Origin of the sequence: Caballeronia sp. ATUFL_M2_KS44, from assembly GCF_023630965.1 — a bacterium.
GTDB classification, from domain to species: Bacteria; Pseudomonadota; Gammaproteobacteria; order Burkholderiales; family Burkholderiaceae; genus Caballeronia; species Caballeronia concitans.
Window position 1 is genome coordinate 59,880 of the sequence record NZ_JALQEA010000010.1, and the last position, 14,711, is coordinate 74,590.

Consider the following 14,711-nt stretch of genomic DNA (forward strand, 5'->3'; position numbering starts at 1 on the left):
GGAGGGCGTATGGATCATCGAGACATTGTGGTCATCGCGGCATCCCGTGGCGCCATTCCAGTGCTCAAACGACTGGTATCGGCGCTTCCCGGCGACTTTCCCGCGGCCATCTTCATCGTCCTGCACGTTGGCCGGCACAAAAGCGTGTTGCCCGACATGCTGTCCCAATGGGGCGCCTTGCCGGCCCGGCATCCCGCATCAGGGGAGCCGCTCGCGCGCCACGAAGTCTACGTCGCACCGCCGGATCGACACATGGTACTGCTGCGCGGCGAAGTGTGTCTACTCGACACCGCCGCCGAAAACTTCGCGCGGCCCGCCGCCGATCCGCTGTTCCGCTCCGCTGCCATGGAGTACGGACCGCGCGTCGTCGGCGTCGTGCTGAGCGGCGATCTCGACGACGGCGCCGCTGGACTCGCCGCCGTCCGCGCACGCGGCGGCTACTGCGTCGTGCAGGACCCGCTCGATTGCGAAGCGCCATCGATGCCGCGCAGCGCGCTCGCCGCCACGTCAGCCGATGCCGTCGTGTCCGCGGACCGGCTCGCGCACGTCATCGACGCTGCCGTGAAAGGCGCCAAACGCCGTGAGGAGGCTACCGTGAGTATCCGCCCCGACCTGGACCAGGAAGCGCAGATCGCCAACCGGGGCGTCGTCACGCCCGAAGAACTGGACGCCATCGGCGAACGTTCCGCGCTCACCTGTCCCAACTGTTCCGGCACGCTCTGGCGCATGCGCGACGAGCGTCCGCTGCGCTTTCGCTGCCACACCGGTCACGCGTTCACGAGCCTCTCGCTCGAAGAAGGCACCGAGAAGCGCACCGAAGACGGCATTTGGAGCGCGATCCGGGCCGTTCACGAACGCATCATCCTCGCGCAGGAACGGCGGCGCTGGGCCGAGCACGCCGGAAGCGCCGACGACATGGCGATCGAGCAGACGCGCATCGAAGAAAACGAGAAGCTGGTCGAACTGCTGCGCGCGGCTATCGGCGCCACGACGTAACGGACGCTGGCGCTCACGCCCTGTCGTACACTGCGGGACCGCCGATGCATCGCAGGAAAATCATCGCCGCGATTGCACCGGCACGCCCACTCTCGCCGACAGGAGAATCCGTTGGATCGCTTCGACAACAAGGTCGCCGTCATCACCGGCGCCGGCAGCGGCTTTGGCCGTGAATTCGCGTTCGAGGGCGCGTCGCTCGGCATGAAGCTCGTGCTCGCCGATATCGACGCCGCCGCGCTCGCCGCCACCGTCGACGCCGTGCGCGCGCAGGGCGGGCAAGCGATCGGCGTGCAGACGGACGTATCGGACGCGAGCCAGGTCGATGCGCTCGCCCGCGCCGCGCTCGATGCCTACGGCGGCGTGCATCTGCTCTTCAACAACGCGGGCGTCGGCGCGGGCGGCTTCGTGTGGGAGAACAGCGCGAAAGACTGGCAATGGGTGTTCGGCGTCAACGTGATGGGCGTCGCGAACGGCCTGCGCGCCTTCACGCCGATCATGCTCGCGCAGCGCGAACCCGCGCATATCGTCAACACGGCGTCGGTGGCGGGCCTGCTCGCCGCGCCCGCGATGGGCGTCTACAACGCATCGAAACACGCGGTCGTCGGGCTGACGGAGACGCTCTATCACGACCTGCGGCTCACGGGCGCGCCGATCGGCGTATCGCTCTTGTGCCCCGCGTTCGTGCCGACCGGCATCGCCGATGCCGAACGCACGCGCCCCGGCGCGCTCGCCAACGACGCGCCGCTGACCGCATCGCAGAAAATGGCGGCGCGGCAACTGACGCGCGCCGTGGAAGGCGGGCGGCTCTCCGCGCGCGACGTCGCCTTGCTCACGTTCGATGCCGTGCGGGAAGGGCGCTTCTACGTCATCACGCATCCGAACATCATGCCGTCGATTCAACTGCGGCTCGACGACATCGCGCAATTGCGCAATCCGACCGATCCGATGTCGCTCAGGCGGGAGACGAAGCGGCCGGACTAGCGCGTGCGTGGCATCATCGCGCGCCTTGTGCGCTTACATGACTTCTTTCACCGATGCCGCTCAATCCGAAAATCGCACAAATTTTGGAGATGGTCGCGCGCGCGAACCGTCCGCCGTATCACACGCTGACGCCGCAACAGGCGCGCGCCGCCTATGCGATGAGCGCGCCGATTCTCGATATCGCGCCGCTGCCGATGCACAGCGTCGAGCCGATGCGTGTCGCGACGCGCGATGGCGGCGAGATCGGCGTGTGCGTCTATCATCCGGCCGCGCCGAGCTGGGCGGAGCCGTCGGCGGCGCTCCTGTATCTGCACGGCGGCGGCTTCACGGTGGGCAGCATCGCGACGCACGACGCGCTGTGCCGCAAGCTCGCGCACGATGCGGTCTGCGCGGTCGTATCGGTCGATTACCGGCTCGCGCCCGAACACAAGTTTCCCGTCGCCGTCCACGATGCCTTCGACGCGCTCCAATGGCTCGCGCGCGAAGCGCCGCTTCTGGGCATCGACCCGGCGCGACTCGCGATCGGCGGCGACAGCGCGGGCGGCACGCTCGCGACGGTGTGCGCCGTGCTCGCGCGCGATGCGGGCATCGACTTGTGGCTGCAATTGCTGATTTATCCGGGCACGAGCGCGCGGCAGGAAAGCGCATCGCATGAACGGCTCGCGGAGGGCTATTTGTTGTCGGGCGAAACGATCCAGTGGTTCTTCGCCCAATATCTGCGCGATGAGCGCGATCGCGACGACTGGCGCTTCGCACCGCTCGACGGCGCCATCGGCCAGCCGGATTTCGCGGGCGTCGCGCCGGCGTGGATCGCAGCGGCGGACCACGATCCGCTTTACGACGAAGATTTGGCCTATGCCGCGAAGCTCGAAGCCGCCGGCGTGCGCGTGACGCTCGCGCGCTACGAAGGCATGATCCACGAGTTCTTCAAGATGGGCGGCTTCGTGCCCGAAGTGGCCCGCGCGCATGCGGACGCGGCGCGGGCGCTGAAAGAAGCGTTCGGCGTTTCAGGCTGATCGCTCGATCAGGAAATCGAACGCCCGCTCGAAGTGTCCGGGCCGCACGATGCGATGCGATCCGTCGTCGTCGCTGCGTTCCTTGATGTCCAGCGCGAGCCCGCGTTCCGTCGGCGCGACGCGCAACGCCGTCGTGCTGCGCGTGCCGTACTCGGGCGTCTCGATGAACGCCGCCGACAACACGCGCTCGCGCTCGATCGAAATGCCCGTTGACGGCAGCAAATCGTCGTTGGCGATGCGCGGATCGCGCAGCGTGTCGATCAGCACGTCGAGCGCGGGTTGCTCGTCGGCGTGAATCAGATCGGCGAGCGCTTCGCGTTGCGCGACGAGCTTCGGCCACGGCGTGTTCAGCAGGCTGTTGGAAAGACCGTGCACGCCCGCTTCGAGCAGCGCGGGCGGCGCGTCGGCGCGATTGCCGTACCAGCCGAGTTCGCGCCGCGTGAAATCGCCGCAAAGCAGATTGAATCCGTTATAGCGATGCCCTTGCTCCGCCACGCGCGTCAAGTAGTCGAGCGGCGCGATGCGCTCGCCCGCCAGAAACGCGCTCACGAGATTGCCGCGCGTGGGCGCATCGGCGCGCATGTCGGCGGGCGCGCGAAAGTTCGTCAGCGCGGCGAAGCGGCCATCGCGGCTCACGCCGAGCCACGTGCCGCCGCCCGTCAGATCACGGCCCGCGAGCACGCCGGGGGCGTCGGTCCACCAGTGCATCGGTTCGGCGTCGCGACGGAAGAATTCGTCGCGATTGGCCGCGAGCGTCAGCAACGCGCGTTCGCCGTGCGGCGCTGCGTCCGGTTGCCAGTCGAAGACGATCAGGCACATGCGCTTAAACGTCCGACGGAAAAGCGTAGGGCAGGGGCAGGAATTCGAGCGCGGGGCCGTCGGCGGAACCGACGTGCACCGAGCCGTCATCGAGCGCGGCGAGCTTGATCTCGACGAGACAATCGACGGCGCCGCGTTCCGACGGCGCCGCGTTCACGACGAGACCGCACGGCTGCCCCGGATCGGCGGAATGGAAAAGCTCCGCGCCGGGCGTCGCGGCTTCGGCGCGCGCGAGCGCGGTGCGCCGCTTGATCGTGCCGCGATACTGGCTGCGCGCGACCACTTCCTGACCCGGATAGCAGCCTTTCTTGAAATTGACGCCGCCGAGCACGTCGAAATTGATCATCTGCGGGACGAACTGCTCGACCGTCGCCTGCATGATGCGCGGCTCGCCCGCATGGATGTCGAGCCAGTCCCACAACTGCGCGGGCGCGCGATGCAGCGTGTTGCCAAGGCTCGCGAGCCGCGCTTCCACATCGGCTTTCGGGCCGACCCACAGAAAACGCGGTCGGCTCGCCGCGTCCGGCACGCGGATCAGCGCGCCATGCGGACCTTCCACTTTCACGTGGACGCCATCGGGCAGCGCGTCGAAGATGCCGGACAATGCGGCGCGCACATCGCCCGCGAAGCCGACGGCGGCGACTTCGGCGGTTGCGTCGGAGAGTTTCGCCTTCGCGCGCAGCACGAACATCGACAGGCGCTTCTGGACGGGCGCCTGAATGTCGCTCGAAATCAGCAGGCGGAATGCGTCGGACGTGCGCCACATCAGAAACGAACCGACCAGCCGGCCTTTCGGCGAGCAATAGCCCGCGAGCCGCGCGGTCGATGCGTCGAGGTGCTGCACGTCGTTCGTGATCTGACTGTGCAGGAAGGTGGCGGCGTCTTCGCCCCTGACGTCGATCACGCCGAACTGCGTGAGCGGAATGTAGACGCCCGCGGTCCGGACGGCTTCGAAATCGGCGGCGGCGAGGGAAGGAGTCTGAAGATTCATGTGTCGGCAAGAGTCGATGCCGGCGGTGCGGCCGGTCGATCCGGCCTCCGCGCAGGCGGGCAAGTTATTATATTGGTCTTACTCCAAGCGTGTTTCGCATGACTTTTTTGAAGAAATGCATCGTGGCGGCGGTGTTCGTCGCGATGCTCGCAGCGGCCGTCGCAGGCGGCGTCTATTACTGGGCCAACCGGCCGATGACGCTCACGCCCGCCGAACTCGACGTCACCATCAAGCCGCACAGCAGCCTGCGCAGCGTGAGCGCGCAACTGAACCGTGGCGGCGTGCCGGTGGAACCCGAGCTTTTCGTGCTGATGACGCGCGCGCTCGGCCTGTCCGCGCAGCTCAAGTCCGGCAATTACGCGTTCAAGAGCGGCGTGACGCCTTACGAGGTGCTGCAGAAAATCGCCCGTGGCGATGTCAACGAGTACGTGGCGACCGTCATCGAAGGCTGGACGCTGCAGAAAATGCGCAGCGAGCTGGACGGCAATCCCGCGCTCACGCACGACACCGCCGGCATGAGCGACATCGACATTCTGAGGGCGATCGGCGCGGCCGAAACCGACAAGACGTCCGCCGAAGGCCTCTTCTTCCCCGACACCTATCTCTTCGACAAGGGCACGAGCGATCTCGCCGTCTACAAGCGCGCGTATCGCACGATGCAGCGCCGTCTCGAAGAAGCGTGGAACACGCGCGCGCCGAATCTGCCGTACAAGACGCCGTATGACGCGCTCATCATGGCGTCGATCGTCGAGAAGGAGACGGGGCGCGCGGCGGACCGGCCGCTCGTCGCGGCGGTGTTCGCGAACCGGCTGCGCATCGGCATGCCGCTGCAGACGGACCCGACCGTGATCTACGGCCTCGGCCCGGCCTACGGCGGTCATCTGAAGAAAAAAGACCTGCAGACGGACACTCCGTACAATACCTACACGCGCATGGGCCTGCCGCCCACGCCGATTGCGCTGCCGGGCGTGGCCGCGTTGAACGCCACGCTGAACCCCGCCGCGAGCAACGCGCTGTATTTCGTCTCGCGCGGCGACGGCAGCAGCTTCTTTTCAGACAATCTGGGCGACCACAACAAGGCCGTCGATAAATACATCCGGGGTCAATGATGGCGCGGGGCAAGTTCATCACATTCGAAGGCATCGACGGCGCGGGCAAGACCACGCATCTCGACTGGTTTCGCCAGCAGCTCGACGGCAAGATCGCCGCGAGCGGCCGTCATGTCGTGATGACGCGCGAACCGGGCGGCACCGCGCTCGGCGAAACGCTGCGCGGCATTTTGCTGAATCAGCCGATGGACCTCGAAACCGAGGCGCTTTTGATGTTCGCGTCGCGCCGCGAGCATCTCGCGCAAGTGATCGAACCGGCGCTCGCACGCGGCGACTGGGTGCTGTCCGACCGATTTTCCGATGCCACCTTCGCGTATCAGGGCGGCGGGCGCGGCCTGCCGCGAGACAAACTCGAAGCTCTGGAGCGCTGGGTGCAGGGCGGTTTTCATCCGGATCTGACCGTGCTTTTCGACGTTCCGACTGAGACCGCGAGCGAACGCCGATCGGCTGCGCGCGCGCCGGACAAGTTCGAGAGCGAATCCGAGGCGTTTTTCGAGCGCACGCGCGCCGAATATCTGCGGCGCGCGGCGGAATCGCCGGAGCGCTTCGTGATCGTCGATTCCACGCAGCCTATCGACACCATTCGCAAGCGGCTCGAAGACGTCGTGGCCGCGCTCTGATTCCTTATTCCGACTCAACGATGATCTACCCCTGGCAAACCGACGACTGGCAACGCCTCCAGCAACTGCGCGTGCACTGGCCGCATGCGCTGTTGCTGCACGGAGAAGCGGGCATCGGTAAGCTGCATTTCGCGCAGCATCTCGCGCAGGGCCTCTTGTGCGAGACGCCCGCCGCGAACGGCGAGCCGTGCGGCGCGTGCCCCGCGTGCCTGTGGCTCTCGCAGGGCAATCACCCGGATTACCGCGCCGTGCTGCCCGAAGCGCTCGCGGGCCTCGCCGCCGACGACGCATCCGCCGATAAAGCCGACGACGGCGAGAGCAAGAAACGCGCGCCGAGCAAGGAAATCAAGATCGAGCAGGTGCGCGCGCTGCTGGACTTCTGCGGCGTCGGCTCGCATCGCGGCGGCTTGCGCGTGGTGCTGCTTTATCCCGCCGAGGCGCTCAACGTCGCGGCGGCGAACGCGCTTCTGAAGACGCTCGAAGAACCGCCGTCGGGCGTCGTGTTCCTGCTGGTGTCGGCGCGCGTCGACCGGCTGCTGCCGACCATCATCAGCCGCTGCCGTCAATGGCCGATGAGCGTCCCCAACGCCGGCGACGCCCGCGCCTGGCTCGCCGCGCAAGGCATCGACGATGCCGCCGGCCTGCTCGCCGAAGCGGGCGGCGCACCGCTTGCCGCGCTCGCGCTGGCGAAGGACGAAAATCGCCCGTTGCGCGATTTCACGCTCGCGCAACTCGCCGCCGGCCCGAATTGCGATGCCTTCGCGTGCGGCGAAAATCTGCAGAAACTGCCGGTGCCGCTCGTGCTCGGCTGGCTGCAGCGCTGGCTGTACGACCTGCTCGCAGAGCGCACCGCCGGGCGGCCGCGTTATTTCCCCGGCGCGGGCAAGGCGCTCGCGCGCTGCGCGCAAACCGCCGATCCGGCCGCGCTCGCCCGTTACATCAAGACCGTCACGCGCCAGCGCGCGGTGGAGAACCATCCGCTGAACGCGCGGCTCGTGTTCGAGGAACTGTTCCTCGCTTATCGCGGCATTTTCGCCGCCTGACTTCGCCTTTACCGACCCGCACGCCCATGAGCCTCACGTACCGCGACGCCACGCTCGACGACTTGCCCGCCATCGTCGCCATCTACAATTCGACGGTCGCCTCGCGCCAGGTGACGGCCGATCTGGATCCGGTCAGCATCGAAAGCCGTCTCGCGTGGTTTCACTCGCACGGTCCGCACGCGCGGCCGCTGTGGGTGGTCGAAGAGGGCGGCGATGTGATCGCGTGGCTGAGTTTTTCGGATTTCTACGGCCGGCCCGCGTATGCGCGCACCGTCGAAGTCAGCATCTATCTGGACGAGCGTGCGCGCGGCAAGGGCCTCGGCAAGAAACTGCTGCAGGAAGCGCTCGCCAAGGCGCCGTCGCTGAACGTCGATACCGTGCTCGGCTTCGTCTTCGGCCACAACGAGCCGAGCATGCGGCTCTTCGCGAGCTTCGGCTTCACGGCGTGGGGCACGCTGCCGCGCGTCGCGATGCTGGACGGCGTCGAGCGCGATCTCGTCATTCTCGGCTTGCGGCTGGATGGCGCGGCAAAGCCCGGCATGGCCGCCGCAGCCTGACACGCACTCGCAGGAAAGGAGCACCGATGTTCGTCGATTCCCACTGTCACATCAATTTCGAAGGCCTGGCCGACCGTCTGCCCGACGTGCTCGACAAGATGCGCGCGCACGACGTGACGCATGCGCTGTGCGTATCCGTCGATCTCGAAACGCTGCCGTCGGTGCTTGCTATCGCCGAGCAATGCGAGAACGTGTACGCGTCGGTCGGCGTGCATCCCGATCACGAGGACGCGAAAGAGCCGAGCGTCGCGGAACTCGTCGAACTGGCCGCGCATCCGAAGGTGTGCGCGATCGGCGAAACCGGGCTCGATTACTATCGGCTGGAAGGGCGCAGCATCGCCGACATGGAATGGCAGCGCGAGCGATTCCGCACGCACATCCGCGCCGCGCACGCGACGGGCAAGCCGCTCATCATCCACACGCGGTCGTCGTCGGAAGATACGCTGCGCATCATGGAAGAGGAGCGCGCGAGCGTGCCGGGCGGCGTCATGCATTGCTTCACCGAGCCGTGGGACGTGGCCGAAGCCGCGCTCGCGCAGAACTTTCATATTTCGCTGTCGGGCATCGTCACGTTCAAGAAGGCGACGGACGTGCAGGACGTCGCGCGGCGCGTGCCGCTCGACCGGCTCCTGATCGAAACCGACTCGCCTTATCTCGCGCCGGTGCCGTATCGCGGCAAGCCGAATGAACCTGCTTACGTGAGTTATGTCGGACGTTTCATCGCGCAGTTGCGCGAGCAGACGGACGAAGCGGTCGCACGCGCCACCACCGACAACTTCTTCCGGCTTTTCAAGATCGCGCGGCCTGCGGCTTCGGCCTGAACTTCGTTTCGACGAACGCACGAAACCGCACGGCGAACCCCTGTTTCAAAGGTAATTCGAAGGTCCACCATGAACACATCCACCACCGTTTTCACTCAGTCCACGGCAAGCGAACACAACGGCGCGCGCGCGTCCGGCAGCCGCAAACGCGCGGCCATGCGCGGACTTTTCGCGGGCGCGCTCGTCGCGGCGTGCGCGTTCGCGCAGCCGGTGTGGGCGGCTTCCGTGGATTCGCTCATCAAGGCGGTCAAGTTCGACGACGTATCCTCCGTCAAGAAGCAACTGGCGCAGGGCGCGGACCCGAATACCGTCGACAACACCGGCGCGCCGATCCTCGTGATCGCGGCTCGCGAAAAGTCGGATAAAGTCGGCCAGTTACTTGCCGATAACCCGAATATCGACCTTGAAAAAGTCGATCCCGCCGGCGAAAACGCGATGATGCTCGCCGCGCTCAACGGCGACGCCACGTTCGTGAATCTGCTGATCGCGAAAGAGGCGGAAGTGAACAAGAAGGGCTGGACGCCGCTGCATTACGCGGCGACCAACGGCCATGACGACATCGTCAAGATTCTGCTCGACCATTCGGCGTATATCGACGCCGGATCGCCGAACGGCACGACGCCGCTGATGATGGCGGCGCGCGGCGGGCATCTGTCGACCTGCAAGCTGCTGCTCGACGAAGGCGCGGACCTGCGCGTGAAGAATCAGCTCGGCATGACGGCGGTGGATTTCGCGCGCAAGTACAACGAGCGCGACGTCGCGGAAGGGCTTCAGGCGCGCCTCGACGCGATGCAAGGCGGCGCTCCGCAAAGCGGCGCAAATGGGTCAAAATAACGCGGATCGACGCACCGCAACGTCACGCCGACATTAAATCGGGCGAAGAGGGTCAGGCCTGACCGTCTTCGTCCATCAAGCCGCCGCTCAACACAAAAGGAAGATCATGCTGCGGGAATTCGTCATCGCCTGTGTACTTGCAACGCCTGTTTGCGCGTTTGCATTCACCGGCAACGATCTCAACACGCTCTGTACCAAAACCGATCCCAACTCGCGCACGGCCTGCGCCGCTTATATCGAAGGCGCGGCGGACGGCGTCTACAACACGATCGAAGCAATTGGCGGCACCACCGGCCCGCAGGTCGGCCAGTACTTCTGCCTGCCGGCGGACGTGAAGCCGCAGCAATTGACCGATGCAGTGCGCAAGTACATCGCCGATAACCCGGACAAGGCGAGCTTCAACGCAACCACGATGGTCTCGCTCGGGCTCGGCAAGGCTTTTCCGTGCAAGGCGGAGCATTGAGGTTCGAATAGCGGGCGGTTAGCGGCGGTTAAGGATCGCCGCGCCGTTCTTCATCTTTTTCCAGCATGCCCGCTCTTGCGGGCGTCTCCCCGCGATTGCTCGCGATTCCTCGCGCGCGTTGTTCATCGCATTGAAACCCGAGCCGCAATTCCTAGTCGAAAATTGAGAACCGGGACTGCAACGGTATCCGGAATCAGACAATAAAACGCAAGAGGAATGCATATGAGCCGTCTCGTCGTCGTTTCCAACCGGGTCGCCACGCCGACTGAAACCAAAGGCTCCGCTGGCGGGCTTGCCGTCGGCGTGTTCGGCGCGTTGAAGGACAGCGGCGGCGTCTGGTTCGGCTGGAGCGGGGACGTGGTGACCGAGAGCGTCGCGAATCAGGGGCCGTCGCTCGTGCAGGACGGCGCCGTCACGTTCGCCACCGTCGGCCTGCCGAAGAAGGACTACGACCAGTACTACCGCGGCTTTTCCAACGCGATGCTGTGGCCCGTCTTCCACTATCGCAACGATCTCGCCGTCTACGATCGCGATGAGTACGCGGGCTATCGGCGCGTGAATTCGTGGCTCGCGCACAAGCTCATCAAGCTGCTCGAACCCGACGACGTCATCTGGGTCCACGACTATCACCTCATTCCGTTCGCGGAAGCATTGCGCAGCGCGGGCATCACGAACCGCATCGGCTTCTTTCTGCACATTCCGTTTCCGTCGCCGCAGATCCTGTTGAACATTCCGCCGCATGAGGAACTCGTGCGGTCGCTGTGCTGCTACGACGTCGTCGGTTTCCAGACCGAAGGCGATCAGATCGCGTTTCACGACTACATCAAGCGTCACGCACACGGCACCGCGACCGACGACGGCCAGGTCGAAGCGTTCGGGCGCAAGCTGAAGACGGGCGTGTATCGGATCGGCGTGTTTCCGGACGAGATCGCGGAACAGGCCGAGCGCGGCGAGGCGCGTCAGGACGTGATGGACCTGAAGCAAAGCCTCGAAGGCCGCAAGCTCATCATGAGCGTGGACCGGCTCGATTATTCGAAGGGGCTCGTCGAGCGTTTCCGGGCGTTCGAGCACTTTCTCGAGAAGTCGCCGGAATGGCGCGGCAATGTCACGCTCGTGCAGATCGCGCCGCCGACGCGCTCGGACGTCGAGACGTATCAGCAGATTCGGCAGAACCTGGAATACGAAGCAGGGCGCATCAACGGGCGCTTCTCCGGCCTCGATTACACGCCGATCCGCTATCTGAACCAGCGATACGACCGCTGGAAGCTGATGTCGCTGTTCCGCGAATCGCAGATCGGGCTCGTCACGCCGTTGCGCGACGGCATGAATCTCGTCGCGAAGGAATACGTCGCCGCGCAGAATCCAGAGGATCCCGGCGTGCTCGTGCTCTCGCAATTCGCGGGCGCGGCGGGCGAACTGTCGGGCGCGGTGATGGTGAATCCGCACGATGTCGTCGGCATGAGCGACGCCCTGGCGCGCTCGCTCGCGATGCCGGTCGCCGAGCGGCGTCAGCGCCACGAAGCGAACATGGCCGCATTGCGCAAGTACGACCTCGGCGTCTGGCGCGACAACTTCCTGGCCGACCTTCGCAACGTTCGACGGAAGTAACCGCCGCGCGAAACGACTGTTTCCTGCGTGTAACAGAGCCGTGAAAGTGCAAGGAAGCGGCGATTCGCCACGGATCGCCGCCGATAATGGCTCATCGCGCGAAGCGATTTTGCGAGCGATGCAGCGAACGACGCACTAGGGCAAAACCTCGTTAGCCCGCTTACAGCGTGCTGTCATACTCGACGCGCGCACAAGGTCGCCACGCCGCACACGTCGCGCACGTTGAAAACGCATGGAGACGAACGATGAGAATTGCCCAGATTGCCCCGCTCACGGAATCCGTGCCGCCGAAACTGTACGGCGGCACCGAGCGCGTCGTGTCGTATCTGACCGAGGCGCTCGTCGAGCTCGGACACGAAGTCACGCTCTTCGCAACCGGCGATTCGCAAACCACGGCCCGGCTCGAAGCGGTCTGGCCGCGCGCGCTGCGGCTCGATCCCGCGATCCGCGACCGCATCGCGCCGCACATGCTGCTGATGGAACTCGTGCGACGCCGCGCCGAAGAGTTCGACGTCCTGCATTTCCACATGGACTATTACTCGTTCTCGCTGTTCAACCGGCAGGACACGCCGTTCGTCACGACGCTGCACGGCCGGCTCGACTTGCCCGAGCAGCAGCCCGTGTTCGATACGTTCAACACGGCGCCCGTCGTATCCATTTCGGATTCGCAGCGGCATCCGTTGCCGCAGGCGAAGTGGGTATCGACGGTCTATCACGGCTTGCCGGAAAAGCTGTATATGCCGCAGCCCGTCGAGCATGAATATCTCGCGTTTCTGGGGCGCATTTCGCCGGAAAAGCGCGTGGATACCGCCATTCGCATTGCCGGACGATGCGGCCTGCCGATCAAGATCGCCGCCAAGGTCGATGCCGCCGATCATGAATATTTCGAGCGCGAGATCGCGCCGCTGCTCGAACTGCCGTATGTCGAATTCATCGGCGAAATCAACGACAGCCAGAAGGCCGATTTCCTGTCCGGCGCGAGGGCCTTGCTGTTTCCGATCGACTGGCCCGAACCCTTCGGCCTCGCGATGATCGAGGCGATGGCCTGCGGCACGCCCATCATCGCGTTCAATCGCGGCGCGGTGCCGGAAGTGGTGGACGAAGGCGTGTCGGGCTTCATCGTCGAGGACGAGATCGGCGCGGTCGCGGCCGTGAATCGCCTGCACACGCTGTCGCGCGAAGGCGTGCGGCGGCGCTTCGAAGAACGCTTCACGTCGCATCGCATGGCGCGCCAATATCTCGATGCTTACCGCGCCGTCGTGCGCGCGCAAAAGCGCTCGCGCTTCAAGCTGATCGACAGCGCCGCGACGTAAGCCCTCGCGCGGTCGCCTGAGAAACAAAAAACCGCCGTGTGGCGCGATCCTCGAGTCGCGTCACACGGCGGCCTGTTTCCCGCTCAAAACAGATCGAACGCGCGTTACATCTTGAGGCGCGACACCTTGGTGCCCTGAAGCGACACGTCGGCCATCAGACCTGCGTTGGTCAGCACGAACGCTTCGACCGGCGCGGTGGCGGTGGTCGTATCGACCGCGCCGTTCGCGCCCATCTTCACGAGTGCGACGGACGCATCCGCGCCTGCCGACCAGCCGTCCGAATTGCGGAATTTGTCGAGCGCGTCCTGCGTCATGAACAGGAAGATGATCGCCTTGGATTGCGCGCCGGCCTGCAGGCCGAACGAGCCGGACGTCGTGCTGTAGTAGCCGACCGTGCTGCCGCCCACGCGCAGCGAACCCTTGCCGTATTGGGCGCCGACGATGAAGCCTGCCTGAATCACAGACGGGAAGACGAGAATGCCGCGCGACTTCGCGACCAGTTCGCGCGAACCGGGAACGGTGGCGTAAAGCCGCTGGATGGTGCCGTCGACGTCGGCGTCGATGGACCGGCGGTCGTCGGCGGTGCCGGCGGCTTTTTCAGCGCCCGTGTTCGAGTTGGTCGTGCAACCGGCAAGCGCGAGGCCTCCCAGCGCCAACACGGCCGTCGACTTGAGCATGAAGTTTCGTCTTTGCATCATTGTTCTCCATCGTGGAATTGGGAAACCCCATAGAGCGGGAGGGTGAGGCACGCCAAGTTATAGCACAGCGACAACGAAACGCGAGACTCGGCCATTCGGCAAAACAACACGCAAGCCAGGACATCGAAGCATCCATTCATTGCATGCCGACAGCGCTGAAACGTCAAGTTTTCCGAACGCTGTTTGAAAGCTCGAGAACCGCCTGGCCATTTCAACCCGCGTGTCGCGTGACGCCGTGCACTAATTGCGCCGCACCCGTGGCGCATGTTGCGGTACTGCCGCGAAACGCAGTAGCAACGACCGTACCCGGGGTTCGCTCAGAGGTGGCTCGTCGTTTTTACTTCCGTCGGATGAGTGCGTTCGCTCTTGTGCGCGGCCGGCTGCGGCCGTCTTAGCGCACGCCTGATGCCGCCAATCGTCATGCCGACGACGAGCAGAAAAGCCGCCGGCGCGATCCAGTAGCCGACGAACGCATGCCAGAGATAATCTGCGAGCGTCGCCTTGCGATGCGCGTATTCGTCGAGCGCTTCCTGATGTTTCGCCGCGTTGGCGAGAAGGATTTCCGTGGGACACCCGGCTGCGCGCGCCTCGTCGGGGACGCCGCGACAGCGCTCCGCCGCGCCGCTCGCGCGCTCTGCGTCGGTCAGTTCCCAGGTGGAGAGCGACTTCTGGAGATCGACCGTGTTGTAGGCCATTTCCTCGCGCGCCTCGTTGACGGCGACGATCATCACGGGCACGGCCCAGAACGTGATCGTGACGAGCCACCGGCGGAACCAGCGGTTCTTGTGTCTCCATGCCATCCGATGCCTCCTTGCGAAGCATGACGCCCCGCTCGATGAGCG

16 protein-coding genes are annotated in these 14,711 nt (G+C 65.3%); 12 read left to right on the forward strand and 4 right to left on the reverse strand.

Annotated features, from left to right (window positions below; genetic code table 11):
• Window positions 1-9: 9 nt before the first annotated feature.
• The 3 genes from NCR39_RS06870 (at window position 10) to NCR39_RS06880 (ending at window position 2,993) form a co-directional block, all read left to right on the forward strand.
• The gene (locus NCR39_RS06870; protein ID WP_250451521.1) at window positions 10-996 is read left to right on the forward strand and encodes a chemotaxis protein CheB; all 987 of its coding nucleotides are present in this window, start codon (window positions 10-12) and stop codon (window positions 994-996) included.
• A gap of 111 nt (window positions 997-1,107) precedes the next feature.
• Window positions 1,108-1,977, forward strand: a complete 870-nt coding sequence (locus NCR39_RS06875; RefSeq protein WP_250451522.1) for an SDR family oxidoreductase — start codon at window positions 1,108-1,110, stop codon at window positions 1,975-1,977.
• A 53-nt stretch (window positions 1,978-2,030) separates the two neighbouring features.
• A complete protein-coding gene (locus NCR39_RS06880) occupies window positions 2,031-2,993 on the forward strand; it encodes an alpha/beta hydrolase (protein ID WP_250451523.1) in 963 nt (320 codons plus the stop codon).
• Here NCR39_RS06880 and NCR39_RS06885 read toward each other — a convergent pair.
• Together NCR39_RS06885 and ygfZ are read right to left on the reverse strand one after the other, a co-directional pair.
• On the reverse strand, window positions 2,985-3,812 hold the full coding sequence (locus NCR39_RS06885) for an NRDE family protein (protein ID WP_250451524.1): 828 nt from the start codon (window positions 3,810-3,812) through the stop codon (window positions 2,985-2,987). The two genes, NCR39_RS06880 and NCR39_RS06885, sit on opposite strands and share 9 nt — an antisense overlap.
• Before the next feature lie 4 nt (window positions 3,813-3,816).
• A complete protein-coding gene (gene ygfZ / locus NCR39_RS06890; protein WP_250451525.1) occupies window positions 3,817-4,803 on the reverse strand; it encodes a CAF17-like 4Fe-4S cluster assembly/insertion protein YgfZ in 987 nt (328 codons plus the stop codon).
• A gap of 98 nt (window positions 4,804-4,901) precedes the next feature.
• On the opposite strand from ygfZ, the gene mltG reads away from it, so the two are divergent.
• The 9 genes from mltG (at window position 4,902) to NCR39_RS06935 (ending at window position 13,171) form a co-directional block, all read left to right on the forward strand.
• Entirely contained in the window at window positions 4,902-5,912 is a 1,011-nt protein-coding gene (gene mltG / locus NCR39_RS06895) for an endolytic transglycosylase MltG (protein ID WP_250451526.1), read from the forward strand.
• Window positions 5,912-6,532, forward strand: a complete 621-nt coding sequence (gene tmk / locus NCR39_RS06900) for a dTMP kinase (RefSeq protein WP_250451557.1) — start codon at window positions 5,912-5,914, stop codon at window positions 6,530-6,532. The genes mltG and tmk overlap by 1 nt, the downstream gene beginning before the upstream one ends.
• 20 nt (window positions 6,533-6,552) lie before the next feature.
• Window positions 6,553-7,575: a DNA polymerase III subunit delta' gene (locus tag NCR39_RS06905; RefSeq protein WP_250451527.1), complete on the forward strand. Its 1,023-nt coding sequence runs from the start codon at window positions 6,553-6,555 to the stop codon at window positions 7,573-7,575.
• A 26-nt stretch (window positions 7,576-7,601) separates the two neighbouring features.
• Window positions 7,602-8,132, forward strand: a complete 531-nt coding sequence (locus NCR39_RS06910) for a GNAT family N-acetyltransferase (RefSeq protein WP_250451528.1) — start codon at window positions 7,602-7,604, stop codon at window positions 8,130-8,132.
• 26 nt (window positions 8,133-8,158) lie between these two features.
• Entirely contained in the window at window positions 8,159-8,953 is a 795-nt protein-coding gene (locus NCR39_RS06915) for a TatD family hydrolase (protein ID WP_250451529.1), read from the forward strand.
• Between the two features lie 69 nt (window positions 8,954-9,022).
• Window positions 9,023-9,787: an ankyrin repeat domain-containing protein gene (locus NCR39_RS06920; RefSeq protein WP_040048488.1), complete on the forward strand. Its 765-nt coding sequence runs from the start codon at window positions 9,023-9,025 to the stop codon at window positions 9,785-9,787.
• 106 nt (window positions 9,788-9,893) lie between these two features.
• Window positions 9,894-10,250, forward strand: coding sequence for a Rap1a/Tai family immunity protein (locus NCR39_RS06925; protein ID WP_250451530.1), 357 nt, complete (start codon window positions 9,894-9,896; stop codon window positions 10,248-10,250).
• Between the two features lie 222 nt (window positions 10,251-10,472).
• Window positions 10,473-11,858: an alpha,alpha-trehalose-phosphate synthase (UDP-forming) gene (gene otsA, locus NCR39_RS06930; RefSeq protein ID WP_250451531.1), complete on the forward strand. Its 1,386-nt coding sequence runs from the start codon at window positions 10,473-10,475 to the stop codon at window positions 11,856-11,858.
• Between the two features lie 245 nt (window positions 11,859-12,103).
• Complete coding sequence (locus NCR39_RS06935; protein WP_250451532.1) at window positions 12,104-13,171, forward strand: glycosyltransferase family 4 protein; 1,068 nt, start codon at window positions 12,104-12,106, stop codon at window positions 13,169-13,171.
• A gap of 104 nt (window positions 13,172-13,275) precedes the next feature.
• Here NCR39_RS06935 and NCR39_RS06940 read toward each other — a convergent pair whose 3' ends face one another.
• Complete coding sequence (locus NCR39_RS06940) at window positions 13,276-13,866, reverse strand: BPSL1445 family SYLF domain-containing lipoprotein (protein WP_040048595.1); 591 nt, start codon at window positions 13,864-13,866, stop codon at window positions 13,276-13,278.
• Window positions 13,867-14,186: 320 nt separating this feature from the next.
• On the reverse strand, window positions 14,187-14,669 hold the full coding sequence (locus tag NCR39_RS06945) for a hypothetical protein (RefSeq protein WP_250451533.1): 483 nt from the start codon (window positions 14,667-14,669) through the stop codon (window positions 14,187-14,189).
• Between the last annotated feature and the right edge of the window lie 42 nt (window positions 14,670-14,711).